This window comes from Amycolatopsis orientalis (assembly GCF_000943515.2).
Taxonomy (GTDB): Bacteria; Actinomycetota; Actinomycetes; order Mycobacteriales; family Pseudonocardiaceae; genus Amycolatopsis; species Amycolatopsis orientalis.
Window position 1 is genome coordinate 1,600,588 of sequence record NZ_CP016174.1, and the last position, 26,107, is coordinate 1,626,694.

Genomic DNA, 26,107 nt, shown 5'->3' on the forward strand with positions numbered 1-26,107 from the left:
ATGGCCGCACAACTCCGAGAACTCCGGTCGCGTATCAAGGCGACCAAGTCCATCGGCAAGATCACCAAGGCGATGGAGCTCATCGCCACCGCGCGCATCACCAAGGCGCGGGCGAAGGTCGCGGCTTCCCGGCCGTACTCGGACGAGATCACGAACGTGCTCTCGGCCCTGGCCGGAGCCTCGGCGAACCTCGACCACCCGCTTCTGGTCGAGCGTCCGAACCCGAAGCGCGCGGCGGTCCTCGTGATCACCAGCGACAAGGGTCAGTGCGGTGGGTACAACTCCAACGTGCTGAAGGCGACCGAGGAGCTCCTCACGCTGCTGCGTGAGCAGGGCAAGGAGCCGGTGCTGTACGTGACCGGCAACAAGGGCCTGAGCTTCTACCGGTTCCGCGGGCGTGAGGTGACCGAAAGCTGGACGGGATTCTCCGACCAGCCTGGTTACGTCAACGCCGCGGAGGCCGGTGAGCTCATCGTCGAGTCGTTCCTGAACGGCGCCGACGACGAGTCGGGCAACGCCGACGGCATCCTGGGTGTCGACGAGATCCACGTCGTCTACACCGAGTTCGTCTCGATGCTCACCCAGCGTCCCGTCGCCAAGCGCGTCGCGCCGCTCGAGGTCGAGTACGTCGAGGGCGAAGAGGAGAAGCCGGAAAGCCTGCTCCCGAGCTACGAGTTCGAGCCCAGTGCCGAGAAGCTGCTCGGCGCGTTGCTGCCGAAGTACATCAACACGCGGATCTTCGCGGCGATGCTCGAGTCGGCGGCGTCCGAACTCGCGGCCCGCCGTACCGCGATGAAGGCGGCGTCGGACAACGCGAACGAACTGGTGAACACGCTGACGCGGGAGGCGAACCAGGCCCGCCAGGCGCAGATCACCCAGGAGATCTCCGAAATCGTCGGTGGAGCGAACGCTCTCACCGCAGCAGGAAGTGATGACTGATGACCAGTACTGAAGCCCGTGCCAAGGGGCGCATCGTCTCGGTGACCGGCCCGGTCGTCGACGTCGAATTCCCGCGCGGTTCCGTTCCCGACCAGTTCAACGCGCTCAAGGTCGAAATCGAGTTCGAGCAGCTCCGCAAGACTGTGACGCTCGAGGTCGCCAGCCACCTCGGTGACAACCTCGTCCGCACCATCTCGCTCCAGCCGCAGGACGGCCTGGTCCGTGGCGCCGAGGTCACCGACACCGGCGGCCCCATCACGGTCCCGGTCGGCGACAAGGTCAAGGGCCACGTCTACAACGCGCTCGGCGAGTGCCTCGACGAGCCCGGCTACGGCGACGACCTCGAGCGCTGGGGCATCCACCGCAATCCGCCCGCCTTCGACCAGCTCGAAGGCAAGACCAAGATGCTGGAGACCGGCCTCAAGGTCGTCGACCTGCTGACCCCGTACGTCGAGGGTGGCAAGATCGGCCTGTTCGGCGGTGCCGGCGTCGGCAAGACGGTGCTCATCAAGGAGATGATCACCCGTGTCGCCCGGAACTTCGGTGGTACCTCGGTGTTCGCCGGTGTCGGCGAGCGCACCCGTGAGGGCAACGACCTCTTCCTGGAGATGTCCGAGGACGGCGTCATCAACGACACCGCCCTCGTCTTCGGTCAGATGGACGAGCCGCCGGGCACCCGTATGCGGGTCGCGCTGTCCGCGCTGACCATGGCGGAGTACTTCCGCGATGTGCAGAACCAGGACGTGCTGCTCTTCATCGACAACATCTTCCGGTTCACCCAGGCCGGTTCCGAGGTGTCGACCCTGCTGGGCCGCATGCCTTCGGCCGTGGGTTACCAGCCGACGCTGGCCGACGAGATGGGTCAGCTCCAGGAGCGGATCACCTCGACCCGTGGTCGTTCGATCACCTCGATGCAGGCGATCTACGTCCCCGCGGACGACTACACCGACCCGGCCCCGGCGACGACGTTCGCCCACCTGGACGCCACCACGGAGCTTTCGCGTGGCGTGTTCCAGAAGGGCATCTTCCCGGCGGTGGACCCGCTGGCGTCGACGTCGACCATCCTCGACCCGGCCATCGTCGGTGAGGACCACTACCGGGTGGCTTCCGAGGTGATCCGGATCCTGCAGAAGTACAAGGAGCTGCAGGACATCATCGCGATCCTCGGTATGGACGAGCTCTCGGAAGAGGACAAGCTCACCGTTCAGCGCGCGCGCCGCATCGAGCGGTTCCTGTCGCAGAACATGCTGGTCGCCGAGGCGTTCACGCAGATCCCGGGCTCGACGGTGCCGCTGGCGGAGACCATCGAGTCGTTCGACCGCATCACCAAGGGCGACTTCGACCACTACCCGGAGCAGGCGTTCCTGGGTATCGGTGGCCTCGAAGACCTCGAGAAGAAGTACAAGGAAATCACCAAGAAGTGATGTTCCGATGAGCGGCGGGATCAGTGTCTACTGTGGACGCTGGTCCCGCCGTTCGCATAGTTGGAACTTTGACTATTAGACTCGGTGGCAGCACCTGAGGTGAAGGGAAGCTACGTGGCTGAGATTTCTGTCGAGCTGGTAGCCGTCGAGCGCCGTCTCTGGTCCGGTACCGCCACGTTCGTGGTGGCGCAGACCACCGAGGGCGAGATCGGCATCATGGCCGGTCACGAGCCTGTACTCGGGCAGCTCGTCGAGGGTGGCGTCGTCAAGGTGACGACCACGGACGGCGAGACCGTGACCGCCGCGGTGCACGGCGGTTTCCTGTCGGTCACCGCGACCGGCGTGAGCATCCTCGCCGAGAGCGCGGAGCTTTCGGACGAGATCGACGTCGATGCGGCCAAGAAGGCGCTGAGCGGCGAAGACGAGCAAGAGCGGGCTAGGGCGACCGCCCAGCTCCGCGCGGCCGGTCAGTCAGTCTGACCGGGCGAAGGACAGGGGCCGGGCCGTGGAAATCGCCGTGGGTGTTCTCGGGGCCCTGACCATCCTGGCCGTGCTCGCGGCCTGGTATTCGTTGCGATGGGTCCGGATGCGCCGCGGTGGCGGCGTGAGCGTCGCGCTGCGGTGGCGTCCGGACGAGGCGCGGTCCAGCTGGCATCTGGGGCTGGGCCGCTACGAGGGCGAGCAGTTCGTCTGGTTCCGGGTCTGGAGCCTGCGGACCGGCCCGGATCGCGTGTTCGAACGCGTGAGCATGGAGATCGCGGACCGGCGCGATCCGTCCGGCACGGAGGCGTACGCCGTCCCGGAAGGCTCGATCGTCCTGCGGTGTGAGTCCGCCACGCAGGAGGCGATCGAGATCGCGATGGGCCCCGGCGCCCTCACCGGTTTCCTTTCCTGGCTCGAGTCGGCCCCGCCGGGCCGTCGGCTGCCCCGCGCTTCCTGAATCGGTTCCGCGCGCACGTCGTATGCTCACGCCGTGACCATCGTCGACATCCCCGGTTCGAAGTCGATCACCGCCCGAGGCCTGTTCCTCGCGGCCGCCGCCCACGGCACCACCGTGCTGGGCAGGCCGCTGCGTTCGGACGACTCCGAGGGCTTCGCCGAAGGCCTGCTCAAGCTCGGCTATCAGGTCTCCCGCTCCGATGCGGAGTGGACCATTTCCGGCAGGCCCGAAGGCCCCGCCGTCGATCGCGCCGACGTCTTCTGCCGGGACGGCGCCACCACCGCGCGGTTCCTCCCGGCGCTGGCCGCCGCCGGGCACGGGACCTTCCGCTTCGACGCGTCCGAGCAGATGCGCGCCCGGCCGCTGGGGCCGCTCACCGACGCGCTGCTCGAACTGGGCGTCGACCTCACCTTCGAGGGTTCGCCGGGCCATCACCCGCTGGTGGTTCGGGCCGCCGGGATCAAGGGCGGCGACCTCACCCTGGACGCGGGCCTGTCGTCGCAGTTCCTGACCGCGTTGCTGCTGGTCGGCCCGCTGACCGCCGAGGGACTGCGGATCACCGTCACTGACCTCGTCTCGGTGCCTTACGTCGAGATCACCGTCGCGATGATGCGGCGCTTCGGCGTAGAGGTCGTCCGGGACGGTGACACGTTCGTCGTGCCGCCCGCGCCGTACCGGGCCTGCCGCTACGAGATCGAGCCCGACGCTTCGACGTCCAGCTACTTCTTCGCGGCCGCGGCGCTGACCGGCAACTCGGTGACCGTGCCGGGGCTGGGCGCCGATGCCCTGCAAGGGGATCTGGCCTTCGTCGAGGTCCTGCGGAAGATGGGCGCGGACGTCGAGGTCGGCCAGGACGCCGTCACCGTGACCGGGACGGGCGGGCTGCGCGGCGTCACGGTGAACATGCGCGACATCTCCGACACCGTGCCGACGCTCGCCGCCATCGCCCCGTTCGCGGACGGGCCGGTGCGGATCGAGGACGTCTACAACACGCGGATCAAGGAATGCGACCGGCTGGCCGCGTGCGAGGAGAACCTGCGCGCGATGGGCGTCTCGGTCGAGACGGGGCGGGATTGGATCGAGATCCAGCCGGGTGTGCCGACGGGGGCGCTAGTGAAGTGCCGGCGGGATCACCGGATCGCGATGGCGTTCAGCGTCACGGGGCTGCGTACGCCCGGGATCACGCTGGACGATCCGGGTTGCGTGAAGAAGACTTTCCCCGGTTTCCACGACGCCCTCGCCGCGCTCCGCGCTTCCTGGGGCGTTTAGTCCTCTGGATGCGGTGGTTCGGTTTGCGAACCACCGCATCCAGAGGACGAAACGCGGTCGACCGGCATTTCTACCGGGCTTTGGACGTGATCCCCGTCTATTCTCGGACCATGACTCAGAGCGAGGACGCGAACCGCTGGAGCCACCTTCCCGAGTCCGTGTCCCTGGAGGACACGATCACGATGAAGGCGATCGACCCGGGCAAGGACGGCACGCCCGACGTCGACCTCGAGCGCTATTGGGCAGCACGAGAACAGGGCTGAGCTTCACTCCATCACGCGATTCGGCACCTGGTCGCGGTATCCGCACCCGCGGGGACCGCGACCAGGTGCCGAATCGCTTCCTCAGTCCCCGCCGCCGGGCCGCCAGAGGATGTCGCCGTCCGGGTTCGCCAGCCGCGACAGGATGAACAGCAGGTCCGAAAGCCGGTTCAAATACTTGATCGCCAGCTGGTTCGTCGCGGCCTGCTCGGCCTCGTACAGCGCCCAGCCGGAGCGCTCCGCCCGGCGCGTGACCGTGCGGGCCTGATGCAGGAAAGCCGCCCCCGGGGTCCCGCCCGGCAGGATGAACGACGTCAGCTTCGGCACGCGCTCGTTGAACTCGTCGCACCAGCCTTCGAGCCGCTCGATGTACCGCTCGGTGATGCGCAGCGGTTCGTACGGCGGGTTCTCCACGATGGGCGCGCACAGATCCGCGCCGACGTCGAAGAGATCGTTCTGCACCCCGCGCAGGACGTCGGCGATCTCGGCGGGCAGACCGCCCATCGCGAGGGCGAGCCCGATGACGGAGTTGGCTTCGTCGACATCGGCGTAGGCGGCCAGCCGCGGCGACGTCTTCGGCACTCGCGAGCCGTCCCCGAGCGCCGTGGTGCCGTTGTCGCCGACCTTCGTGTACACGCGGTTGATGCGAACGACCATGAAACCGACTCTACCGGCCCGGCGTAAGGCAAATCGGGACGAGAGGGCATGATTGGCGCCCATGAGTGAGCACTTCGACGTGCACGGCGGAGCACGGCTGGTCGGCGAGGTCGACGTGGTCGGGGCGAAGAACAGTGTCCTGAAATTGATGGCCGCGGCCCTGCTGGCCGAGGGCACCACCACCATCACGAACTGCCCCCAGATCCTGGACGTCCCGCTGATGGGCGACGTCCTCCGCAGCGTGGGTTGCGACGTCGTCATCGACGGTGACACCGCGAAGATCACCACCCCCGCCGAGCTGTCGCACCGCGCCGACTCGGCCGCGATGGGCAAGCTGCGCGCCTCCGTCTGCGTGCTGGGGCCGCTGGTCGGCAGGCTCAAGCAGGCCGTCGTCGCGCTGCCCGGCGGTGACGCGATCGGCTCGCGGCCGCTCGACATGCACCAGAACGGCCTCCGCAAACTGGGCGCCACCAGCACCATCGAGCACGGCTGCGTGGTGGCGAAGGCCGAGGGCCTGCGCGGCGCGCAGATCTGGCTGGACTTCCCGAGTGTCGGTGCCACCGAGAACATCCTGATGGCCGCCGTACTCGCCGAGGGCACCACGGTCATCGACAACGCCGCGCGCGAACCCGAGATCGTCGACATCTGCACGATGCTCATCGAGATGGGCGCGAAGATCGAGGGCGCGGGCACCTCGACGCTCACCGTCGAGGGCGTCGAAAAGCTGAACCCGACCGAGCACCGCGTGATCGGCGACCGGATCGTCGGCGCGACCTGGGCGTTCGCCGCCGCGATGACCCGGGGCGACCTGACCGTCCGCGGCGTCAACCCGCACCACCTCGACCTGGTCCTCGACAAGCTCCGCCTGGCGGGCGCCGAGGTCGAGACGTTCGACGAGAAGGGTTTCCGGATCTCCCAGGCCGAACGCCCGAAGGCGGTCGACTGGGTGACGTTGCCGTACCCCGGTTTCGCGACCGACCTGCAGCCGTTCGCGGTGGCGCTCTCGGCGGTGGCCGACGGGACGTCGATGATCACCGAGAACATCTACGAGGCGCGGTTCCGCTTCATCGAGGAGATGATGCGGCTCTCCGGCGACGCGCGTACCGACGGCCACCACGCTGTCGTCCGCGGGGTGGAGAGGCTTTCCAGCGCGCCGGTGTGGGCGTCGGACATCCGGGCGGGCGCCGGGCTGGTACTCGCCGGGCTGTGCGCGGACGGTGTCACCGAGGTCTGGGACGTCTTCCACATCGACCGCGGCTACCCGCACTTCGTGGAGAACCTGAACCGGCTGGGTGCCCGCATCGAGCGGGTCTCGGGCGAGCCCGAACGAGCCTGACGTTTGCGCGTGAAGGCCCCCTTCCCTCGGCTCAGCCGAGGGAAGGGGGCCTTCACGCGCGATCAGGGCAGGGCGACGAACGCCGCGAGGAAGTCGCGGGACGTCGGTGAGTCCAGCCGGTAGGTGACGTTGGTGGCGTAGCAGGGCCCGTCACCGGTGATGGTGGTCGACACCAGGACACGCACGCCGCCGATGGTCGCGAAGTTCGGCCCGCCGGAGTCGCCGTAGCACGCGCCGCCGTTGCCCTGGGGCGCCGTCATGGCGAGCCGGACCCAGGTCTTGTTGAGCGCGTCGAAGGTGACGGGGGCCTTCATCCGGACGCCGCCGCCCGGATGGGTGTGCCCGCCCGGCCCGTTCACGGCTTCCTGCGTGCCGTATCCCGCGACCACGAACGGCGTCGAGTTCAGCGCCTGCGGTCCGAGCTTGTCGAGCTGACCGGCGCTGGGCAGCTTCGCGGGGGTGAAGCTCCAGCGTGCGGCGACCTGTTTCGCGGGCAGCTGGACGACGGCGATGTCGTGCGAGTCCGCGGAGTTGCCCGGGTAGCCGGGCTCGCTGTGCGCGACGCCCTCCACGGCGACGGCCTTGGCGATCGCCGCCGGATCGCCGGGGTACTTCTTCGCGGCCGCGTCGAGACCCGCCTGGACGTCCTGGTCGAGCGAAACGAAGAACCGCACGTTGGCCGGCCAGTCGGTGGTGCAGTGCGCGGCGGTGAGGAACGTGTCCGCGTCGACCATGGTGCCGGAGCACACCCAGTCGACCCGGTCGGGTGTCGCCGGGTCGCCGTCGTTGTCCCAGGTGGCGACGAGGGCGCCGACTTCGGTGCGCTCCGGTGCCGGGGTGGCGTTGTAGGAGTTGATCGCGGTCGCGGCGTCGGCCCCGCCCAGTAGCAGGGCGGCGGCCAGCGCCGCGACGGTGGCGGCAGGGGTGAACCTCACGGACGGCCTCCTCGGCTCGGTGCTTCTGGAGACGGGATTCAACGTGGTGGACGGCCGGAAGTCATCCGCCGAAAGTAGTCACGCGTCCCGGCGCCGCCGGGTACCCGCGAACACCGCGGCACCGCCCATGGTCAGCAAGCCCAGCCCGGCCAGCAGCGCGGGTTCGAGATCGAAACCGGTCTTGGCCAGCGAAGGGGAGCTCGCCACGGCGACGTCGGCGCGGGGTGCGGCGGCCGCGGCGGGGGCCGCCACCGGCAGGACCGCGGGAGGCGCGGTCTCGGCCCGCGGTCCCCCGGGCGGGGGAGGGCCGGCAGGCGGCTTCGTGGCGGGCGGTGTCCGGTCCGGCACGCAGGCGGTATGTGCCGGGTTGCCGCGCCCGACGCCGTGGTTGCGGTCGCATTCGTAGCCCGCGTTCGCGTCGGAGCCCCCGGGCAGCTGCCCGGGCGGGTTCTTGTTGTCCGCCTTGCCGACGCAGCCGGCGCAGGGCTTCCCGACGGCGTCGCCACCGCCGTTGCCGTTGGCGGACGGTGAACCGTCCCTGGTGGAGTCGTACGGCCCGTGCTTGTTCGCGCCGTGCCCGGAGAAGTCCGCTTTGGACGGTGGCTGGGGTTTGGCGGTGTCCTGAGCGTGGCCGGGCGGTGTAGCGCCGTTGCCGTGCTCACCGGCGACGGCGGGGCCGGCGCCGAACAGGACGAGGGAGAAGGCGGCTCCGGCGATAACGCCGTAGGTCTTCTTGTTCATCGAAGCCTCCTGAAGTCGCGCCATTGCGACATACGGAGTATCGCGTGAACGACCGAAGGGGTTACTCGAACACGAGCGCGGCGCCGAAACCGACCAGCGCGGTGCCGGTGACGCCGTCGAGGGCGCGGCGGACCTTGCGGCGTTCCAGCCAGGTCCGCACCCGGTGCACGAAGAACAGCAGCAAGAGCTGGGCGATCGTGCCGGCGGCCGCGATCGTGTAGGCCAGCAGCAGGGCGTCCCCGGTGGTGGTGACGCCCGGGGTCAGGAACTGCGGCAGCACCGACAGGTACAGCACCAGCACCTTGGGGTTGGTGACGTTGGAGAGGAAGCCCTCCCGCCAGCGGCGGAACCCGCTCCGGCGCGCGGCGGCGTTCTCCGCGAGGTGCTCGTAGTCCCCGCGGTACGCGCCGATCAGCGCCCGCACTCCGAGATAACAGAGGTACGCGGCGCCCGCCCATTTCACGGCCTCGAAGACCGGCCGCGAGTTCATGATGACGGCGCCGAGCCCGAGCGCGGCCGCGGTGGCCTGCGCCAGGTTCGCGACCGCGATACCGAAGCACGCCCAGCCACCACCGCGGACACCACCGGACAGCGCGTTCTTCAGCACCACCATGTTGTCCGGTCCGGGGACCAGGGCAAGCGCCAGCATCATCAGCGCGAAGCCACCATATGCGCCCCAGGTCATGACTCGAAGGCCAATGCGGCGCCGAAGCCGACCAGTGCGGTGCCGGTGACGCCGTCGAGGGCGCGGCGGACCTTGCGGCGTTCCAGCCAGGTCCGCACTCGGTGCACGAAGAACACCAGGGCAGCCTGCCAGAGGAAGCCCAGCACCGCGACGGTGTAGGCGAGCAGCAGCGCGTGCCACGTCGACGTCGTCGCGGGGTCGAGGAACTGCGGCAGCACCGACAGGTACAGCACGAGGACCTTCGGGTTGGTGATGTTGGAGAGGACGCCTTGCCGGAAGCTGCGGAACCCGCTCGCGCGCTGCTGCTTCACCGCGGCGAGGCCGGTGTAGTCGCCCCGCCACGCGCCGCGCAGCGCCTGGAAGCCGAGGAAGACCAGGTAGGCGGCGCCGAGCCACTTGAGCGTCACGAACACGGGCTGCGACTGTGCGATCACGACCCCGAGGCCGAGCGCGGCGGCGGTGCCCTGGACGACGTTGCCCACGAAGATCCCGGCCGTGGCGAGGAATCCGCCGCGGCTGCCGCCGGACAGCGAGTTCTTGAGCATCACCATCGTGTCCGGGCCGGGGGCGAGGACGATCAGGACCGCGATGAGCAGATAGCTGCTGTACGAACTCCACGTCACAGTGGCTCACGCTAGACGCCGCGCGCGGACGAGTCTCGCGGATTTCGGTCACATTGTCCGGCGAGTTAGCGGGGCGCTCTTCCTTCGGTGGTGCGGCGGGAGACCGACGAACGGACACTGCCACCCGTGCGAGTCACGGGTAATGTGCCTTGGCATGCATGAGGGGCAGATCGACCTCCTTCCAGGCGAACGGGTCATCTGGGCCGGGCACCCGGTACGCAGGCCCCTCTTCAACCCCGGCGACTACTTCAACGTCCCGTTCGGTTTGCTCTGGCTGGGCGGCGTCACCGCGTTCTTCGTCTACCACCACGAAACGACGTTCCACGTGGTCGCGTGGTTCGTGCTCACCGTCGCGGGCGTGTTCCATCTCGCCGGCAGGCCGCTCATCCGGTACCTCCGGCTCGCCTCGACCACTTACGCCGTCACGGACGGCCGGGTCATCGCGACCAGTTCGCTGGTACGCCGCAAGGACGAGTCTGCGCCGCTGGCGGAGCTGGACGATCCCGTCGTCACCCCGGGCCCCGGCAAGACCGGCACGATCACCTTCGGCAAACTCGGTGTGCTGGCGTGGGCGTCGGCGAACTACGGCACCGGTCACGGGAAGGACCGGAAGGCCCCGGTCATCCTGGTGGGGGTCAGTGAGGTCGGCAAGGTGCGCGAGAAGCTGGCGAAGGCCGTCGAAGAGGCGCGGCAGCGCAACGAGCCGCCAGAGGTCCACGCGGTCGGAGAATGACCCGACTGTGTTCGATTCAACTGCGCGGCCGATGTTACCGGCCGGTACACTCAGACGGTCGTCCAGCGCCGGAGGTGTACCGTGCCCTATCCCACGGACCGTGAACGGGACCGCCCCTGGGTGATGCGGACCTATGCCGGTCACTCGTCCGCGGCCGCGTCCAACGAGCTTTACCGGCGCAACCTCGCCAAGGGGCAGACGGGTCTTTCCGTCGCCTTCGACCTGCCGACGCAGACCGGCTACGACCCGGACCACCAGCTCGCCAAGGGCGAGGTCGGCAAGGTCGGCGTCCCCGTCTCGCATATCGGTGACATGCGGCGGCTCTTCGACGGCATCCCGCTCGCCGAGGCCAACACGTCGATGACGATCAACGCGCCCGCCATGTGGCTGCTGGCGCTCTACGTCTCCGTGGCGCGCGAGCAGGCCGAAGCCGAGGGCCGCGACGTGGACGAGGTGCTGGCCAAACTCACCGGCACCACACAGAACGACATCATCAAGGAATATCTTTCCCGCGGTACCTACATCTTCCCGCCGGGGCCGAGTCTCCGCCTGATCACCGACATGATCGCGTGGACCGTCCACCACGTGCCGAAGTGGAACCCGATCAACATCTGCAGCTACCACCTGCAGGAGGCCGGCGCGACGCCGACGCAAGAGGTCGCGTACGCGCTGTGCACCGCCATCGCCGTCCTCGACGCCGTCCGGGATTCCGGGCAGGTCGAGCAGGCCGACATGGCCAAGGTGGTCGCGCGGATCTCGTTCTTCGTCAACGCCGGGGTGCGGTTCGTCGAAGAGATGTCGAAGATGCGCGCGTTCACCGCGCTGTGGGACGAGATCACCCGGGATCGTTACGGCGTAACGGATCCGAAGGCGCGGCGGCTGCGCTACGGCGTCCAGGTCAACTCGCTGGGGCTCACGGAGGCCCAGCCGGAGAACAACGTCCAGCGCATCGTGCTGGAAATGCTCGCGGTCTCGCTTTCCCGTGGTGCCAGGGCCCGCGCGATCCAGCTGCCGGCCTGGAACGAGGCGCTCGGCCTGCCCCGGCCGTGGGATCAGCAGTGGGCGCTGCGGATGCAGCAGGTGCTGGCGTTCGAAACCGACCTGCTGGAGTACGAGGACATCTTCGACGGCTCGCACGTCATCCAGGCCAAGGTCGACGAGATCATGGCCGGCGCGCGCGAGGAGATCGCGCGGGTGCAGGATCTCGGCGGCGCGGTGGCGGCCGTCGAGAGCGGCTACATGAAGTCGCAGCTCGTCGCCTCGCTCGCGGAGTACCGCCGCGGTATGGAGAACGGCGAGCGGATCCTGGTCGGTGTCAACAAGTTCGAGACCACGGAGCCGTCGCCGCTGCAAGCCGAAGGCGCCAAGGCGATCGAAACGATCGACCCCGCCGTCGAGAAACAGGCCGTCAGCGCCATCGAGGAATGGCGGGCGCACCGCGACAACGCGGCCGCCGAATCGGCGCTGGAGAAGCTGAAGGCCATCGCGAAGACCCCGGAGAACCTGTTCGAGGCCACGATCGACTGCGCCCGCGCCGGGGTCACCACCGGTGAATGGTCGGGGGCGTTGCGTGAGGTGTTCGGCGAATACCGGGCCCCCACCGGGGTTTCCGCCTCGGCGGCGGCAGGCGAGGGCAACGAGGAGCTCCGCCGCGTGCGCGACCGGGTCAAGGCCACGAGTACCGAAATCGGGGAGCGGCTGCGGATCCTGGTCGGCAAACCCGGCCTCGACGGGCATTCCAACGGCGCCGAGCAGGTGGCCGTGCGGGCGCGCGACGTCGGTTTCGAGGTGGTGTACCAGGGGATCCGGCTGACCCCGGACCAGATCGTCGCGGCCGCCGTCCAGGAGGGCGTGCACGTGGTCGGGCTTTCGGTGCTCTCGGGTTCGCATCTCGAAGTCGTGCCGCAGGTCGTGGACGGGCTGCGGGCCGCGGGCGCGGGCGACATCCCGGTCATCGTCGGCGGCATCATCCCGCCCGACGACGAGAAAATCCTCCTGGAGCGCGGGATCGCGAAGGTGTTCACGCCCAAGGACTACGAACTCACCGACATCATGGACGGAATTGTCGGTTTGGTGCGGGAGCGCCACGGCCTGAGCACATAACGTCACCGTCGATCACGGTCGAATAACGGCGGCTGGTGGGTGACCCGCTCACACTGCCCGCGTCAAGGTACCCACCTACGTTTCGATTAAACCGATTAATCGAAAAGAGGTGCTGCTATGGCGCACGGTGAGTGGTCGAGGCGGGAGTTCTTCCGGCGGTCCGCCGTTCTGGGGGCGGTCACGATCGGTGGACCGGTTCTGTTGTCCGCGTGCACTTCGACGTCGTCGGGAGACGCGCTGCAGGCCGCCAAGGACTCGAAGAAGATCAAGATCGGTATCGCGAACGAAGCACCCTACGGTTTCACGGATCAGAGCGGCAAAGTCACCGGAGAAGCGCCGGAAGTCGCCCGTGCCGTTTTCAAGGCCATGGGCATCGACAACGTCGAAGCCAGCGCGGTCTCGTTCGACCAGTTGATCCCCGCGTTGAACGCGAGGCAGTACGACGTCGTCGCGGCGGGCATGAACATCAAGAAGGAGCGGTGTGACGCCGCGGCCTTCTCGATCCCCGACTACTCGGCGCTGACGGCTTTGCTGGTACCCAAGGGAAATCCGCAGCAGGTGCGGAAGTTCGAGGACATCGCGGCCAAGAAGGTCAAGGTCGCCGTGCTCTCGGCCGCCGTCGAAAAGGGTTATGCCACCGATTCCGGGGTCGCCGAGGACCAGATCGTCACCCTCGATTCGCAGGACAACATGCTCCGCGCGGTCACCGACGGCCGGGTCTACTGCGCCGCGCTGACCGACATCTCCCTCAAGGACGTCCTCGCGAAGAGCCCGGGCGCCGCGGCGGAGGTGACGCCGGGCTTCGATCCGGTCAAGGACGGCAAGCCGGTCGTCTCCGCCGGTGCCTTCGTCTTCCGCAAGGGCGACAACCCCTTGCGCGAGGCGTTCAACGCCGAACTCAAGAAACTGCACGACAGCGGCGAATGGACCAGGATCGTGACGCCGTTCGGCTTCTCGGCGGACAATCTGCCGAAGGCCGACGTCACCACCGAGAAACTCTGCGCGGTGTGACGGGGCGGACGTCATGTCGTCGTCGGTATCGCACATCATTTCGTCCATCCTCAGTGGACTGACCGCGACCGTCACCGCCGCTCTCGGCGGGATCGCGATCACCGTGGTGCTTTCCCTGGTCTCGGGGCTCGCGCTGCGCTCACCGTCCCGGCTGGTGCGGGGGATCTCCCGCACCTACGTCGAGATCTTCCGCGGCACGTCGGAGGTCGTCCAGCTGTTCTGGCTGTACTTCGTGCTGCCGGTGCTGATCGGCTTCCAGCTGGTGCCGATGTTCGCCGGAATCCTGGTGCTGGGCCTCAATCACGGGGCCTACGGCGCGGAGATCGTCCGCGGTGCGGTGAACTCGGTCCCGCGAGCGCAGTTCGAGGGCGCGGTCGCGCTCAATCTGTCGCCCGCGCAGCGGATGCGCCGGGTGATCCTGCCGCAGGCGTTCGCGGAGATGCTGCCACCGTTCACCAATCTGTTCATCCAATTGCTGAAGAGCACCGCCTTGCTCTCGTTCATCGCCGTTCCGGAGATGGCGCGGCAAGGTGAATTGCTGCGGCCGGTGTTCAGTGCCGAGATCGCCTGGATCTACGGCACGGAACTCGTGCTCTATCTCCTGCTCGCGCTCATGATCGCGAGCGGGATGCGGACGCTGGAGCGGTTCGCGGCGCGGCGGCTCGGCCGGGCACCCGCCAAGATGACGGCCACGGCGGGGGGTGTGTGATGGACTGGAGCTGGGAAGCGGCGTTCGACTCGATTCCCTTGCTGCTGAAGGGGCTTCTCGTCACCGTCGAGATCACCCTGCTCGCCTCGGTGGTCGCCTACGCGCTCGGCCTGGTGTTCGCGCTGATCCGCCGGACGGGGATCCTCGTGCTGTCGCAAGCGGTCCGGTTGTTCATCGAGTTCGTCCGCAGTACGCCGCTGCTGATCCAGGTCTTCGCGATCTATTACCTGGTCCCGCCGTTGACGGGCTTCACGATGTCGGCGTTCGTCACCGGTGTCGTGGCGCTCGGCGTGCACTACGCGACCTACGCCGCCGAGGTGTACCGGGCCGGGATCGAGGCAGTCCCGAAAGGACAGTGGGAAGCCGCGACCGCGCTGAACCTGCCGCGGCAACGGGTGTGGACGGCGGTCGTCCTGCCGCAAGCGGTCCCGCGGGTCCTGCCCGCACTGGGCAATTACACGATCTCGATGTTCAAGGAAACCCCGTTGCTGCTGGGGATCGGCGTCCTCGACGTGCTCAACCGGGCGAAAGAGGTCGGCGCCGAAACGTTCCGCGTCATCGAGCCGTACACCCTGGCCGGGGTGCTGTTCCTGCTGGTGAGCCTGCCGGCTTCGATTCTGGTGAGAAGGTTGGAGCGTCGTGCCGCCCACAGTTGATTCGCCGATGATCCGGTTTTCCCGCGTGGTCAAGCGCTACGGTGACCACGTCGTGCTGCGTGACCTCGATTTCACCGTCGCCCCGGGGGAGTTCGTGTCGCTGATCGGGCCTAGTGGGTCCGGGAAGACGACCATCCTGCGGCTGCTGATGACCCTGGAACGGGTGGACGGCGGCACGATCGAGGTCTCCGGTGACTACCTCAGCCATATGAAGCGCGGCGGGAAACTCGTCCGCCCGGACGAGAAGTACCTGCGCGCGGTCCGGAAACGGATCGGCATGGTGTTCCAGCAGTTCAACCTGTTCCCCAACATGAACGTGCTGCGGAACATCACCGAGGCGCCGGTCCACTCGCTGGGTGTCCCTCGCGACGAAGCCGAGTCGCGGGCGGTCGAACTGCTGGAAATGGTGGGGCTCACGGACAAGAAGGACGCGCATCCCACGCAGCTTTCCGGCGGGCAGCAGCAGCGCGTCGCGATCGCCCGGGCGCTCGCGATGCGACCGGACGTGCTGCTGCTGGACGAGGTCACCTCGGCCCTCGATCCCGAACTGGTCGCGGACGTCCTGCGCGTGCTGCGTGAGATCGCGACGTCCACCGACATCACGATCCTCTGCGTCACGCACGAAATGCAGTTCGCACAAGACGTTTCGGACCGCGTGATGATGTTCGACCAGGGACAGGTGCTGGAGGACGCCCCGCCGGAAAAGCTGTTCAGCGATCCGGAACACGACCGGACACGGCGGTTCCTCAAGGCCGTGATCGACCGGGCCTAGGCCGTGTCCTGCAAGTCTTGTTCGCGGTCTTCGCGCCCAGGCGGCCCCTGACGGCACGGGCGGATGCGGCCGAGTACGACCCGGTACGAGGCCGATCCGCCCGCGCCGCCAGGAACCACCTGGATCACGAAGCCCATCGAACAGACTTACAGGACACGGCCTAGAGCGTTCCGAGGATCTCCTTCGTCGAGGTGACCGTGGCGAACCCGCCGCCGTGCAGGTTCGTCGCGGTCGCCTTCGACAGCTCGCCGGCGGTCAGGACGCTTCCGTCCGGCCCGGCGAGGTCGAAGGTGAACGTGGCGTCGAGCGCGAAAGTCACGTCGTAGCCGAGGTTCCCGCCGACGCGCGCGGTGGTCTCGCAGCAGAAGTTCGTCTGGATCCCGGCGAGGACGAACGAGGTGATGCCGCGCGTCTTCAGCCAGCCGTCGAGGTCGATGTCGCCGTGGAAGGCGGAGTTGACCTTCTTGCCGAAGACCAGGTCCGCGCGCACGCCGTCGAGTTCGGGCTTGAAGTGGTTGCCCTCCTGGCCGGGCCGCAGCGACGAGCCGGGTTTGACGGAGTCGTGGTGCACCAGCACGATCGGCAGCCCCCGCTCCTGCCAAGCGTCGACGAGCGCCTTGATGTTGGCCTCCGCGCCGGGGTTGTCGCGCGGTCCCCACACCGGCTCGTCGAAGCCGCGCTGGACGTCGATCACGAGCAGGGCCTTGGTTTCTTCAGTGGTCATGGCTTCGAGTCTCCGCTGTCCCCCGGCCGTCGGGGAGTGGCAGGAGACGCGCGATGCGGTACTTTTCTGCCATGCGAACCGTGGGCGTGCTCCTCCTGCCGGGCAGCCGGTCCTTCGACGTGGGCGTGATCGGCGAGGTCTGGGGTGTCGACCGGACCGACAGCGGTATCGGCCCCTTCGAGGTACGGCTTTGCGCACCGAGCCGGGCGACGGTCGCCACCCATCCGTTCGGCCGGGTCGAAGCGACCCATGGGCTGAACGGGCTCGACGGCTGCGAACTCGTTCTCGTACCCGGCCGGGTCGATCCGCACGCCGAAGTGCCCGCGGCCGTCGTCGCCGCGCTGCGCAAGGCGCACCGGGCCGGGAGCACCGTGGCGTCGCTGTGTTCCGGGGCGTTCACCCTGGCCGCGGCGGGGCTGCTCGACGGCAGGTCGGTCACCACGCACTGGCGGCTGCTGGACGACCTCGAAGCCGCCGCGCGCGACGCCGTCGTCCAGCGGGACGTCCTGTTCACCGACGAGGGAGCCGTGCTGACGTCCGCGGGCGTGGTCGGGGGCCTGGATCTGTGCCTGCACCTGGTGCGGCGCGAACACGGCGCCGAGGTCGCGGCCGCGCTCGCCCGGCGGCTGGTGATGCCGCCCGCGCGCGAAGGCGGTCAGCGGCAGTATGTCGACAACCCGTTGCCGCCCAGGCCGTCGCGGCCGAGCGTTTCGTCCACAATGGACTGGGCACTGGAGCGGCTCGCCGAGGACATCGGCGTCGAGGATCTCGTCGGCCACGCCGGGCTGAGCGAGCGCACCTTCCACCGCGAGTTCGCGGCGGCCACCGGCGTGACACCGGGCCGCTGGCTGCGGGCGCAACGGGTCCGGCTCGCACGGCGGCTGCTGGAGACGACCGAACTCCCGGTCGAGCGGGTCGCGCAGCGGTCCGGTCTCGGCACCGCCGCCAACCTGCGGCGACGGCTCCGCGCCGACGTCGGCGTCGGACCCGATTCGTATCGCCGGACGTTCCGGTCGGTTACCGTCGAAGCATGGCCGAGTACGAGCACATCCTCGTGAAACGGGACGGGGACACCGTCACCATCACCATGAACCGCGCCGTGCGGCGGAACTCGCTGTCCGCGGACCACCTGGCCGAACTGCTCGCGGCGTTCCGCGAGGCCGGGGAGACCGACGCCACCGGCATCGTCCTGGCGGGTGCCGGACCGGTGTTCTCGGCGGGACACGACTTCGGCGACGTCGCCGCGCGTGACCTGATGGCCGTGCGCGAGCTGCTGCGGCTGTGCACGGACCTCATGGGCACGATGCAGTCGGTGCCGCAGATCGTCATCGCGCGGGTGCACGGGCTCGCGACCGCCGCGGGCTGCCAGCTGGTGGCCACGTGCGACCTCGCCGTCGCCGCCGAATCCGCCGGGTTCGCCCTCCCCGGCGGCAAGGGCGGCTGGTTCTGCCACACCCCGGCGGTGCCGGTGGCCCGCTCGATCGGGCGGAAACGCCTGATGGAACTGGCGCTCACCGGCGACGTCATCGACGCCGCGACGGCGCTGGACTGGGGTCTGGTGAACCGCGTCGTCCCGGACGACTCACTGGACGAAGCCGTCGCTTCCCTGCTGGAGCGTGCGACGCGGGGGAGCCGGGCGAGCAAGGCGATGGGGAAACAGACCCTCTACGCGCAGCTGGACCGGCCCGAGGCCGACGCCTACGCGCTGGCGCTCGAAGTGATGGCGTCGGCGTCGCAGCTGCCCGGGGCGCGTGAGGGAATGGCGGCCTTCCTGGAGAAGCGCTCGCCCGTCTGGCCGGACTGACCTCCGCACGCGTGGCTCCGCCGATGTTATGAACGGGACTTTCATTGCAAAATTTGCAATGAAAGTCCCGTTCATAACATCGGGGGGAGCCGCTCACGCGCGTTCGCGCAGCAGCAGGAGCGTGTAGGCGGCCAGCGTCTGCGCGTCGGTGATGTCACCCGAGGTGATCATCTTCTCGAACTCCTCGCGTTCGAACCACGCCGTCCGCATGTCCTGCTCCTCGATCTCGCGCTGGGCTTCACCCTGTGTGAGATCGGTGGCGAGGAACACCCGCCCGCGCTGGCTCGACATGCCGGCGGCGACGTCGGTCAGGCCGAGGTCGGTCATCGACCCCGCGATCAGCCCGGTCTCCTCCCGCAGTTCGCGGGCGGCGAGTTCGGGCGGAGGGACGTCGGCGAGGTCGGGGGCGGTGCCCATGGGGAACTCCCAGCGCCGCTGGCCGAGCGGGTAGCGGAACTGCTCGACCAGCTGAAACCTGGTGCCGTCGAAGGGGATCACGACGGCGCAGGTGGGTTTGTCGATGACGGCGTAGATCCCTTCGGAACCATCGCGCCGCCGGACAACGTCCTCGCGCACGGTCATCCAGTTGTTCCGGTACACCTCACGCGAGCTGACACGCTGAACGGGGTCCATGCGAACAGTATCGCCATGCTTGTCCTACCCTCGCGGAGTGCGCCTAGTGATCGCTCGCTGCCAGGTCGACTACGCCGGCCGTCTGACCGCCCATCTGCCGATGGCCACGCGGCTGCTGCTCGTGAAGGCCGACGGCTCGGTGTCCGTGCACTCGGACGACCGTGCCTACAAGCCGCTGAACTGGATGAGCCCGCCGTGCTGGCTGATCGAGGACGGCAAGCTGTGGATCGTCGAGAACAAGCAGGGGGAGAAGCTCGTCATCACGATCGACGAGATCTTCCACGACCACGCCCAGGAACTCGGCGCGGAACCGGGCCTGCAGAAGGACGGCGTCGAGGCGCATCTGCAGGAATTGCTCGCCGAGCACATCAAGACCCTCGGGGAGGGCTACACCCTGGTGCGGCGGGAGTTCCCGACCGCGATCGGGCCGGTCGACATCATGGCGCGTGACGCCGACGGCGCCAGTGTCGCCGTCGAGATCAAGCGACGTGGCGAGATCGACGGCGTCGAGCAGCTGACGCGGTACCTCGAACTGCTCAACCGCGACCCGCTGCTGGCGCCGGTGCAGGGCGTCTTCGCGGCGCAGATCATCAAGCCCCAGGCGCGGGTGCTGGCCGAGGACCGGGGGATCCGGTGCCTCACGCTGGACTACGACGCGCTGCGCGGCATCGAGTCGGACGAGTTCCGCCTCTTCTGACGCCCCCACCCACGCATGTAGTCCTCTGGATGCGGTAGTTGCACGCGCAAGTACCGCATCCAGAGGACTACATGCATGACGGGCGGGCGTTGAAAGGCCGATATCCAATCGAGTCCTTCGGCTTGTATCTGCATTCTTTCTCGCGCCACAGAATGCCCTAAAGGGCGGCGGGAAATTAACGAACTCGGCGCATCCGTCAAAAGAACCAGCTATTTCTGTGCCATTCGGGTGAACGCCGGATTCCTCGGTCTTGCGCTGTGTCACACTCGATTTCCGCGAGGGGTACCACCGAAAACCGGTGGTCGCGGGTGCAGGGGTGATGGGCCATGGTTGATTCCGGCAAGCATGTCGATCTGGTGCTGGAAGGCGGCGGCGTCAAAGGCATCGGCTTACTGGGCGCCGTGCTGGAGTTGCACGAAGCCGGTTATTCGTTCCCGCGCATCGCCGGGACGAGTGCGGGTGCGATCGTCGCGACATTGGTCGCCGCTTACCAGAAAGCCGGGAAGGACCTCGGCGGGCTGGAAGCGGTGATGAACGACATGGACTGCCGCCGGTTCCAGGAGCAGTCCCTGCTCGACAAGGTCACCGGCCCGATCGGCGACGGTCTCGATCTGATCCTGCACGACGGGATGCACACCGGTGACTATCTCGCCGAATGGCTCACGCCGTTGCTGGACGAGGTCGGCGTGCGCACGTTCGCCGATCTCGCCATCGAGGATCCCGAAGGTACTTTGCGTTCTTATCAACGGTATTCCCTCGTCGTCCACGTCAGTGACCTGACCCGCCGCGTGCTCGTCCGGTTGCCTTGGGATTATTCCCAGTACGGCCGCGATCCCGGTGCGGAAAGGATCGTCGACGCCGTCCGCGCGTCGATGTCCATTCCGTTCTACTTCCGGCCGGTGCAGTTCGACGTTCGCCCCGAGGGCACCGTCACCTGGGTCGACGGCGGCCTGCTGTCGAACTTCCCGATCACCGTCTTCGACCGGACCGACTCGAAGCCCGCGCGCTGGCCGACCTGGGGAGTGAAGCTTTCCGGGGAACCGGTGGGCGGCCGGGACAAACCGGTGAAGAGCGCGTTGCGGATCGCCATCGGTTCGCTCGAAACCCTGATGTCGGACTGGAATCGTTACCGGTTGCACGAGGAAGGTGTGAACCGGCGGACGGTGTACGTCGACACGACCGGTGTTTCCGCCGTCGACTTCGGGCTCGGCGAAGAGGAGAAGAAGCGCCTCTTCGAAAACGGGCGGGAGGCCGCGCGGCGGTTTCTGGAAAAGATTGTGCCGCAGTGAACTCGCCGGCGGTATTCCGGTGGGATGAGGGATAGGAGGATCCCATGCGTTATCGCCCGATCGGCAGCGACCCGGTGGACGATCGTCTCGGCCGGTTCATCCCGGACGACTGGCGCCACATCGAGCGCTATCCGCTGACCGCGCTGGCCACCGAAGACCGGCCCACCCGGTCACCGGTCGTCATCGGTGTCAACTGGTACAAGGAATTCGACGTCCCGGAAAAGGACGAGAAGTCCGGCGAGTTCTTCGTCGCGAAGCGCGGCGCGAAATCGCTCACCCGGATCCGCGGCGGGCACTGCGTCTGCCTCGAACCCGGCGAATCGACCGACGGGGAAACCCAGTACACCTTCTACGACCAGGGCAGGGAAGGAGCCTGCGTCGGATTCGGCTGGTCGCGCTGTATGACGTTGTTCAACGGCGACCTCTACGCCGCACGGTGGCTCTGGGACCAGGCGAAGATGCGCGACGAATGGGACGAGACCAACCCCGGTGACAACAACGGCACCTCGTGCCGCGCCGCCGCCGAGGTCCTGCTCGAACTGGGCCACGTCCCGTGGTCGGAGACCTACGCCGACGACGACCACGTCAAGCGGGCCGCCTACACGCCCGACGTGAAGAACGGTATCCAGGCCTTCCGCTGGGCGAAGACCGTCGACGAGGTGCACGAGGTGCTGGGCAATCCGCGCGCGGACGAACTCGGTGCCGTCCCGTTCCTCAACTCGTGGGGCCCCGGCTACCCGCATCGCACCTACATGCCGGATGACGTCCTCGCCCGGTTGATCAAGGAGGACGGCGAAGTCGGCCTGCCCACGGACCGGTAAACCCCCGCCGGTCACGGGAAGGGCCGTTCCCCGGCGGAGACGCCGGGGAACGGCCCTTTTCCGGGCTTACCGGTCGAGACCAGGCGAAATCGGGCGCGATATGGGGTGCCCCGGAGTCCGCAAGGTGCAGGTGGAACGGACATCCGGGCAGACTCCGACGCCCGCACTGCCGTTCCTGAATCCATGCAGTATGGTCCGCGATTGACGCGTTACCGGCGTTTCTCGTGGACATTTTCACTATGGAGGTGGGTCGGTTGCACGTGCTGGCCGATGCGAACCTGCGGCTGGACGCAAGTCCTATCGACTACGTCCTGCTCGCCTTCTATTTCGCACTGGTACTCGGCATCGGGTACATGGCGCGAAGGTCGGTTTCGAGCAGCCTCGACTTCTTCCTCTCCGGCCGCTCCCTACCGGCCTGGGTCACCGGCCTCGCCTTCATCTCGGCGAACCTCGGTGCGGTCGAGATCATGGGCATGTCGGCCAACGGCGTGCTCTACGGCCTGCCGACCGTCCACTACTTCTGGATCGGCGCGATCCCGGCGATGCTGTTCCTCGGCATCGTGATGATGCCGTTCTATTACGGCTCGAAGGTCCGCAGTGTCCCGGAGTTCATGCTCCGCCGGTTCGGCAAACCCGCGCACCTGGTCAACGGCATCAGCTTCGCGAGCGCGCAGATCCTCATCGCCGGCGCGAACCTGTTCCTGCTCGCCAGCGTGGTGAACCTCCTGCTCGGCTGGCCGCTGTGGGTGTCGATCATCGTCGCGGCCGCGGTCGTGCTCTCCTACACCGCGCTCGGCGGCCTCTCCGCCGCGATCTACAACGAGGTCCTGCAGTTCTTCGTGATCGTCGCGGCGCTGCTGCCGCTGACCATCGTCGGCCTGGTGAAGGTCGGCGGCTGGCAGGGCCTGGTCGACAAGGTCACCGCGAGCCCCGGCGGCGAGGCGCAGCTCCACTCGTGGCCGGGTGACAACCTCACCGGCTTCGGCAACAGCTTCCTCTCCGTCCTCGGTCTCGTCTTCGGTCTCGGTTTCGTGCTGTCCTTCGGGTACTGGACGACGAACTTCGTCGAGGTCCAGCGGGCCATGGCGTCGAAGAGCATGTCGGCCGCGCGGCGGACGCCGATCATCGGCGCGTTCCCGAAGATGCTGGTCCCGTTCATCGTCATCATCCCCGGCATGATCGCCGCGGTCACCGTGTCCGAGTACGTCCAGGACAAGCAGGTCCTGCTCGAAGGCGGCGACGCGCCCAGCGGGGTCACCGCGAACAACGCGATCCTGCTGCTGATGCGCGACCTGCTGCCCAACGGCATGCTCGGCGTCGCGCTCGCCGGTCTGCTCGCGTCCTTCATGGCCGGTATGGCCGCGAACCTGAGTTCCTTCAACACCGTCTTCACCTACGACATCTGGCAGTCGTACGTGAAGAAGAACGAGTCGGACGGCTACTACCTCCGCCTCGGCCGCATGGTCACCGCCATCGGCACCGTGCTCGCCATCGGCACCGCGTTCATCGCGTCGAACTCCGGGAACATCCTGACCTACCTGCAGGACCTGTTCTCCTTCTTCAACGCGCCGCTGTTCGCCACCTTCATCCTCGGCATGTTCTGGAAGCGGATGACGCCGACGGCGGGCTGGGTCGGCCTGGTGTCCGGTACCGCGTCCGCGATCACCGTGTGGCTGCTGTCGCAGGCCGGGGTCCTCGGGCTCACCGGGCAGGGCATCAGCTTCGTGGCCGCCGGTACGGCGTTCGTCGTCGACATCGCGGTCAGCGTCGGTGTCTCGCTCGCGACCACGCCGAAGCCGGAGGCCCAGTTGGTCGGCCTCGTCTACTCCCTCACCCCGAAGGAGTCGCTGAAGCACGACGAAACCGGCGACGACGCGGGCTGGTACCGCAAGCCGGGCCTGCTCGCCGGCATCGTGCTGATCCTGACCATCGCGCTCAACATCATCTTCTAGGAGGCCGGAGATGGCTGCTTCCCAAGCTCCCAAGAAGGCCGGCGTCTTCGACATCCGGCTGATCATCGCCCTGCTCATCGGCGGCTACGGCCTGGTGCTCACGATCATGGGCATCTGGTTCACCACCGCCGAGGAGCGCGCCAAGGCCGCCGACGTCAACATCAACCTGTGGGCGGGCATCGGCATGCTGGTGTTCGCGGCGCTGTTCATGCTGTGGGCGAAGCTGCGGCCCATCGTGGTGCCGCCCACAACGGAAACCGGCGAGGGCGGCGAATAGCCGGGTTGTCCGGACAGCGGCGAGGCGGTCCGGCTACCGTGCACGTCGTGCTGCTCAACGCTCGACGTCGCCGGATCGCGTCCGCGCTGGCCCTGGTCGCCGCCCTCGGCGCGCTGTCGGCCTGCGGACAGAACCTCGGCAAGTCCAACTTCGCCCGTACCACCGTCGCCGCCGAAGCCGGTTCCGGTGGTGAGGTGCCGAGCGGGGACATCAACGATCCGGCGGTCACCCCCGCGGTGATGCGCACGATCGACCCGTGCCCGCTGGTCGGCAAGGACGTGCTGAGCAGCCTCGGCACCCCGGAGGATCCGCGACCGTCGCTCACCTCGTTCGGCTCCTGCCGGGCGAAGGTCATCGACGCCGGCGGCAAGGAGCTTTCGGTCAGCGTCGACATCGGCGCGTCGACCTACGTCTCCACCAACGGCGTGACCGTCACGGCGGTCGAGGGGCTGCCGCAGGTCGAGCGCAAGGCCAAGGACGGCAAGAGCTGCGAAGTCGGCGTGATGACGCTGCGCAAACCCGAGCGCGGGATGAGCTTTTCGGTCACCTACGACGGCGGCGACCCGTGCGCGACCGGTCGCGCGGTGGCGGCGAAGGCCGTGAAGAGCCTGCACGCCTCCCCGGCGAAGTACCCGTCCACGCCGGGCACGCTGACCGCGGTCGACCCGTGCGCCGCCGCGGACACCGCCGTCCTCAACGAGGTCGCCCCGCACGGCGCGACCGCGCTGACCACCTTCCACTCCTGCGACTGGACGCCGGGTTCCAACCCGCGGATCTCGATCGGCTTCCGCTACGGCCTGCCGCCCGAGGAACGCGACGGGAGCAAGAAGATCCAGATCGACGGCGTCACCGCATACCAGAAGGTGGGCAGAGGCAGCTCCGCCGAGTGCAAGGTGGAGTGGCAGCACAAGCCTTGGGTCGACGACCAGGTCGAGATCGCCAATGTGATCTACCAGAACTACGACGAGAAGAAGGACGAAGTGGCGTCCTGCGAGAAGGCGGTCAAGATCGCCAAATCGGTGATCTCGAAGCTGCCGAAGCCCTGACGCTGGCGGCATCCGGCCGCGGGAGGTAGGAAGGGGACACCCCCACCCGCCGACGTGCCGGAGGCCACCTTGAAGAAGATCATCAACGACCCGAAAACGGTGGTCGCGGAATCCTTGCGGGGGCTCGCCGCGGCGCACGCCGACGTGCTCCGCGTGGAGGACGATCCGGCGATCGTGGTGCGGGTGGACGCGCCGGTACCGGGCAAGGTCGCGGTGATCTCCGGCGGCGGTTCCGGGCACGAGCCCCTGCACGGCGGCTTCGTCGGGCAGGGCATGCTGACGGCCGCCGTCCCCGGCGCGGTGTTCACCTCGCCCACGCCGGACGCCGTCGAGGCCGCGGTCAAGGCCACCACCGGGGACGCGGGCGCGCTGCTGATCGTGAAGAACTACACCGGGGACGTGCTCAACTTCGAGACCGCCGCGGAACTCGCCGCCGCCGAGGGGCTGGACGTGCGCAGCGTGGTGATCGACGACGACGTCGCGGTCAAGGATTCGACGTACACCGCCGGCCGCCGCGGGGTCGGCGGCACGGTGCTGCTGGAGAAGATCACCGGGGCCGCCGCCGAACGCGGCGACGCGCTCGACGCGGTGGAGGCCTTGGCGCGCAAGGTGATCGGCCAGGTTCGCTCGATCGGTGTCGCGCTCACCGCGCCGACCGTGCCGCACGCGGGCGAGCCGAGTTTCGACCTCGCCGACGACGAGATCGAGTTCGGCATCGGGATCCACGGCGAACCCGGGATCGAGCGGACGCCCACCGTGTCCGCCGACGAACTCGTCGCGCGCATGGTCGAAGCGGTGGTGTCGGACCTGCCTTTCGGCGAGGGCGACAAGGTCCTGCTGTTCACGAACTCGATGGGCGGCACCCCGCTGGTCGAGCTGTATCTGGCGCACGGGATCGCCGAGCGGCTGCTGGCCGAGCGTGGGATCGTGGTCGAACGGCGCCTGGTGGGGCCGTACATCACCAGTCTCGAGATGCAGGGGATGAGCCTGACGTTGCTGAAACTGGACGACGAGCTGACCGAGTTGTGGGACGCGCCGGTGCACACCCCGGCCCTGAGGTGGGGAGTCTGA

General features: G+C 68.1%; 29 protein-coding genes. 22 read left to right on the plus strand and 7 right to left on the minus strand.

The features are described 5' to 3' along the window. From SD37_RS07630 to SD37_RS43605, 6 genes are all read left to right on the plus strand, one after another. The gene (locus SD37_RS07630; RefSeq protein ID WP_044852454.1) at window positions 1-939 is read left to right on the plus strand and encodes a F0F1 ATP synthase subunit gamma; all 939 of its coding nucleotides are present in this window, start codon (window positions 1-3) and stop codon (window positions 937-939) included. Next, the gene (gene atpD, locus SD37_RS07635; RefSeq protein ID WP_044852455.1) at window positions 939-2,363 is read left to right on the plus strand and encodes a F0F1 ATP synthase subunit beta; all 1,425 of its coding nucleotides are present in this window, start codon (window positions 939-941) and stop codon (window positions 2,361-2,363) included. Before SD37_RS07630 ends, atpD begins: the two co-directional genes overlap by 1 nt. Before the next feature lie 114 nt (window positions 2,364-2,477). Continuing rightward, window positions 2,478-2,843, plus strand: a complete 366-nt coding sequence (locus SD37_RS07640; RefSeq protein ID WP_044852809.1) for a F0F1 ATP synthase subunit epsilon — start codon at window positions 2,478-2,480, stop codon at window positions 2,841-2,843. A 25-nt stretch (window positions 2,844-2,868) separates the two neighbouring features. Further along, window positions 2,869-3,303, plus strand: a complete 435-nt coding sequence (locus SD37_RS07645; RefSeq protein ID WP_044852456.1) for a DUF2550 domain-containing protein — start codon at window positions 2,869-2,871, stop codon at window positions 3,301-3,303. Between the two features lie 33 nt (window positions 3,304-3,336). Continuing rightward, entirely contained in the window at window positions 3,337-4,572 is a 1,236-nt protein-coding gene (aroA, locus tag SD37_RS07650; RefSeq protein WP_044852457.1) for a 3-phosphoshikimate 1-carboxyvinyltransferase, read from the plus strand. A gap of 110 nt (window positions 4,573-4,682) precedes the next feature. Beyond that, on the plus strand, window positions 4,683-4,835 hold the full coding sequence (locus SD37_RS43605; RefSeq protein WP_235783760.1) for a hypothetical protein: 153 nt from the start codon (window positions 4,683-4,685) through the stop codon (window positions 4,833-4,835). Between the two features lie 81 nt (window positions 4,836-4,916). On the opposite strand, the gene SD37_RS07660 is transcribed toward SD37_RS43605, so the two are convergent. Continuing rightward, a complete protein-coding gene (locus SD37_RS07660) occupies window positions 4,917-5,489 on the minus strand; it encodes a cob(I)yrinic acid a,c-diamide adenosyltransferase (RefSeq protein WP_044852459.1) in 573 nt (190 codons plus the stop codon). A gap of 61 nt (window positions 5,490-5,550) precedes the next feature. On the opposite strand from SD37_RS07660, the gene murA reads away from it, so the two are divergent. Next, the gene (gene murA, locus SD37_RS07665) at window positions 5,551-6,825 is read left to right on the plus strand and encodes a UDP-N-acetylglucosamine 1-carboxyvinyltransferase (RefSeq protein ID WP_037320072.1); all 1,275 of its coding nucleotides are present in this window, start codon (window positions 5,551-5,553) and stop codon (window positions 6,823-6,825) included. Window positions 6,826-6,887: 62 nt separating this feature from the next. Here murA and SD37_RS07670 read toward each other — a convergent pair whose 3' ends face one another. The 4 genes from SD37_RS07670 to SD37_RS07685 form a co-directional block, all read right to left on the minus strand. Beyond that, the gene (locus tag SD37_RS07670) at window positions 6,888-7,760 is read right to left on the minus strand and encodes a trypsin-like serine protease (protein ID WP_044852460.1); all 873 of its coding nucleotides are present in this window, start codon (window positions 7,758-7,760) and stop codon (window positions 6,888-6,890) included. 78 nt (window positions 7,761-7,838) lie between these two features. Then, window positions 7,839-8,501 (minus strand): LPXTG cell wall anchor domain-containing protein, encoded by a 663-nt coding sequence (locus tag SD37_RS07675; protein ID WP_236725291.1) that lies wholly within the window; start codon window positions 8,499-8,501, stop codon window positions 7,839-7,841. Between the two features lie 61 nt (window positions 8,502-8,562). Then, window positions 8,563-9,186, minus strand: coding sequence for a LysE family translocator (locus SD37_RS07680; RefSeq protein ID WP_044852461.1), 624 nt, complete (start codon window positions 9,184-9,186; stop codon window positions 8,563-8,565). Next, window positions 9,183-9,809 carry a LysE family translocator gene (locus SD37_RS07685; protein ID WP_044852462.1) on the minus strand — a complete coding sequence of 209 codons (627 nt, stop codon included), beginning with the start codon at window positions 9,807-9,809 and terminating at the stop codon, window positions 9,183-9,185. The genes SD37_RS07680 and SD37_RS07685 overlap by 4 nt, the downstream gene beginning before the upstream one ends. Before the next feature lie 154 nt (window positions 9,810-9,963). On the opposite strand from SD37_RS07685, the gene SD37_RS07690 reads away from it, so the two are divergent. From SD37_RS07690 to ehuA, 6 genes are all read left to right on the plus strand, one after another. Further along, window positions 9,964-10,542, plus strand: a complete 579-nt coding sequence (locus tag SD37_RS07690) for a YdbT family protein (RefSeq protein ID WP_044852463.1) — start codon at window positions 9,964-9,966, stop codon at window positions 10,540-10,542. Between the two features lie 81 nt (window positions 10,543-10,623). Next, a complete protein-coding gene (locus SD37_RS07695) occupies window positions 10,624-12,645 on the plus strand; it encodes a protein meaA (protein WP_083254896.1) in 2,022 nt (673 codons plus the stop codon). Window positions 12,646-12,762: 117 nt separating this feature from the next. Continuing rightward, on the plus strand, window positions 12,763-13,656 hold the full coding sequence (gene ehuB / locus SD37_RS07700) for an ectoine/hydroxyectoine ABC transporter substrate-binding protein EhuB (RefSeq protein WP_044852464.1): 894 nt from the start codon (window positions 12,763-12,765) through the stop codon (window positions 13,654-13,656). 13 nt (window positions 13,657-13,669) lie between these two features. After that, window positions 13,670-14,365, plus strand: coding sequence for an ectoine/hydroxyectoine ABC transporter permease subunit EhuC (gene ehuC, locus SD37_RS07705; protein WP_044852465.1), 696 nt, complete (start codon window positions 13,670-13,672; stop codon window positions 14,363-14,365). After that, window positions 14,365-15,021 (plus strand): ectoine/hydroxyectoine ABC transporter permease subunit EhuD, encoded by a 657-nt coding sequence (gene ehuD, locus SD37_RS07710; RefSeq protein ID WP_044852466.1) that lies wholly within the window; start codon window positions 14,365-14,367, stop codon window positions 15,019-15,021. Before ehuC ends, ehuD begins: the two co-directional genes overlap by 1 nt. 7 nt (window positions 15,022-15,028) lie before the next feature. Then, window positions 15,029-15,793 carry an ectoine/hydroxyectoine ABC transporter ATP-binding protein EhuA gene (gene ehuA, locus SD37_RS07715; RefSeq protein WP_044852467.1) on the plus strand — a complete coding sequence of 255 codons (765 nt, stop codon included), beginning with the start codon at window positions 15,029-15,031 and terminating at the stop codon, window positions 15,791-15,793. Between the two features lie 160 nt (window positions 15,794-15,953). Here ehuA and SD37_RS07720 read toward each other — a convergent pair whose 3' ends face one another. After that, window positions 15,954-16,517, minus strand: a complete 564-nt coding sequence (locus SD37_RS07720) for a cysteine hydrolase family protein (RefSeq protein WP_044852468.1) — start codon at window positions 16,515-16,517, stop codon at window positions 15,954-15,956. A gap of 71 nt (window positions 16,518-16,588) precedes the next feature. Between SD37_RS07720 and SD37_RS07725 the strand changes: the two genes are divergently transcribed. Then, window positions 16,589-17,575 (plus strand): GlxA family transcriptional regulator, encoded by a 987-nt coding sequence (locus tag SD37_RS07725; protein WP_044852469.1) that lies wholly within the window; start codon window positions 16,589-16,591, stop codon window positions 17,573-17,575. Then, on the plus strand, window positions 17,548-18,321 hold the full coding sequence (locus SD37_RS07730) for an enoyl-CoA hydratase-related protein (RefSeq protein ID WP_044852470.1): 774 nt from the start codon (window positions 17,548-17,550) through the stop codon (window positions 18,319-18,321). Before SD37_RS07725 ends, SD37_RS07730 begins: the two co-directional genes overlap by 28 nt. Window positions 18,322-18,414: 93 nt before the next feature. On the opposite strand, the gene SD37_RS07735 is transcribed toward SD37_RS07730, so the two are convergent. Continuing rightward, the gene (locus tag SD37_RS07735; protein ID WP_044852471.1) at window positions 18,415-18,954 is read right to left on the minus strand and encodes an NUDIX domain-containing protein; all 540 of its coding nucleotides are present in this window, start codon (window positions 18,952-18,954) and stop codon (window positions 18,415-18,417) included. Window positions 18,955-18,991: 37 nt separating this feature from the next. Between SD37_RS07735 and nucS the strand changes: the two genes are divergently transcribed. The 7 genes from nucS to dhaK all read left to right on the plus strand — a co-directional run bounded on the left by nucS (window position 18,992) and on the right by dhaK (window position 26,107). Further along, window positions 18,992-19,651, plus strand: a complete 660-nt coding sequence (gene nucS / locus SD37_RS07740) for an endonuclease NucS (protein ID WP_044852472.1) — start codon at window positions 18,992-18,994, stop codon at window positions 19,649-19,651. Window positions 19,652-19,977: 326 nt separating this feature from the next. Then, on the plus strand, window positions 19,978-20,940 hold the full coding sequence (locus SD37_RS07745; RefSeq protein ID WP_044852473.1) for a patatin-like phospholipase family protein: 963 nt from the start codon (window positions 19,978-19,980) through the stop codon (window positions 20,938-20,940). Window positions 20,941-20,984: 44 nt separating this feature from the next. Further along, on the plus strand, window positions 20,985-21,761 hold the full coding sequence (locus SD37_RS07750) for a hypothetical protein (protein WP_044852474.1): 777 nt from the start codon (window positions 20,985-20,987) through the stop codon (window positions 21,759-21,761). A 254-nt stretch (window positions 21,762-22,015) separates the two neighbouring features. Continuing rightward, on the plus strand, window positions 22,016-23,713 hold the full coding sequence (locus tag SD37_RS07755) for a sodium:solute symporter family protein (RefSeq protein WP_044852811.1): 1,698 nt from the start codon (window positions 22,016-22,018) through the stop codon (window positions 23,711-23,713). A 10-nt stretch (window positions 23,714-23,723) separates the two neighbouring features. Continuing rightward, window positions 23,724-23,990, plus strand: a complete 267-nt coding sequence (locus SD37_RS07760) for a hypothetical protein (RefSeq protein WP_044852475.1) — start codon at window positions 23,724-23,726, stop codon at window positions 23,988-23,990. A 47-nt stretch (window positions 23,991-24,037) separates the two neighbouring features. Then, window positions 24,038-25,036, plus strand: a complete 999-nt coding sequence (locus SD37_RS07765; RefSeq protein WP_236725292.1) for a DUF3558 domain-containing protein — start codon at window positions 24,038-24,040, stop codon at window positions 25,034-25,036. 69 nt (window positions 25,037-25,105) lie between these two features. Further along, complete coding sequence (dhaK, locus tag SD37_RS07770) at window positions 25,106-26,107, plus strand: dihydroxyacetone kinase subunit DhaK (protein ID WP_044852812.1); 1,002 nt, start codon at window positions 25,106-25,108, stop codon at window positions 26,105-26,107.

Excerpts from the sequence above, each read along its gene's own strand:
- SD37_RS07630 (WP_044852454.1), top strand. The coding sequence starts at position 1 with ATGGCCGCACAACTCCGAGAACTCCGGTCGCGTATCAAGGCGACCAAG.
- atpD (WP_044852455.1), top strand. The coding sequence starts at position 939 with ATGACCAGTACTGAAGCCCGTGCCAAGGGGCGCATCGTCTCGGTGACC.
- SD37_RS43605 (WP_235783760.1), top strand. The coding sequence starts at position 4,683 with ATGACTCAGAGCGAGGACGCGAACCGCTGGAGCCACCTTCCCGAGTCC.
- SD37_RS07660 (WP_044852459.1), bottom strand. The coding sequence starts at position 5,489 with ATGGTCGTTCGCATCAACCGCGTGTACACGAAGGTCGGCGACAACGGC.
- murA (WP_037320072.1), top strand. The coding sequence starts at position 5,551 with ATGAGTGAGCACTTCGACGTGCACGGCGGAGCACGGCTGGTCGGCGAG.
- SD37_RS07675 (WP_236725291.1), bottom strand. The coding sequence starts at position 8,501 with ATGAACAAGAAGACCTACGGCGTTATCGCCGGAGCCGCCTTCTCCCTC.
- SD37_RS07680 (WP_044852461.1), bottom strand. The coding sequence starts at position 9,186 with ATGACCTGGGGCGCATATGGTGGCTTCGCGCTGATGATGCTGGCGCTT.
- SD37_RS07690 (WP_044852463.1), top strand. The coding sequence starts at position 9,964 with ATGCATGAGGGGCAGATCGACCTCCTTCCAGGCGAACGGGTCATCTGG.
- ehuB (WP_044852464.1), top strand. The coding sequence starts at position 12,763 with ATGGCGCACGGTGAGTGGTCGAGGCGGGAGTTCTTCCGGCGGTCCGCC.
- ehuC (WP_044852465.1), top strand. The coding sequence starts at position 13,670 with ATGTCGTCGTCGGTATCGCACATCATTTCGTCCATCCTCAGTGGACTG.
- ehuD (WP_044852466.1), top strand. The coding sequence starts at position 14,365 with ATGGACTGGAGCTGGGAAGCGGCGTTCGACTCGATTCCCTTGCTGCTG.
- ehuA (WP_044852467.1), top strand. The coding sequence starts at position 15,029 with ATGATCCGGTTTTCCCGCGTGGTCAAGCGCTACGGTGACCACGTCGTG.
- SD37_RS07720 (WP_044852468.1), bottom strand. The coding sequence starts at position 16,517 with ATGACCACTGAAGAAACCAAGGCCCTGCTCGTGATCGACGTCCAGCGC.
- SD37_RS07725 (WP_044852469.1), top strand. The coding sequence starts at position 16,589 with ATGCGAACCGTGGGCGTGCTCCTCCTGCCGGGCAGCCGGTCCTTCGAC.
- SD37_RS07730 (WP_044852470.1), top strand. The coding sequence starts at position 17,548 with ATGGCCGAGTACGAGCACATCCTCGTGAAACGGGACGGGGACACCGTC.
- SD37_RS07735 (WP_044852471.1), bottom strand. The coding sequence starts at position 18,954 with ATGGACCCCGTTCAGCGTGTCAGCTCGCGTGAGGTGTACCGGAACAAC.
- SD37_RS07745 (WP_044852473.1), top strand. The coding sequence starts at position 19,978 with ATGGTTGATTCCGGCAAGCATGTCGATCTGGTGCTGGAAGGCGGCGGC.
- SD37_RS07750 (WP_044852474.1), top strand. The coding sequence starts at position 20,985 with ATGCGTTATCGCCCGATCGGCAGCGACCCGGTGGACGATCGTCTCGGC.
- SD37_RS07760 (WP_044852475.1), top strand. The coding sequence starts at position 23,724 with ATGGCTGCTTCCCAAGCTCCCAAGAAGGCCGGCGTCTTCGACATCCGG.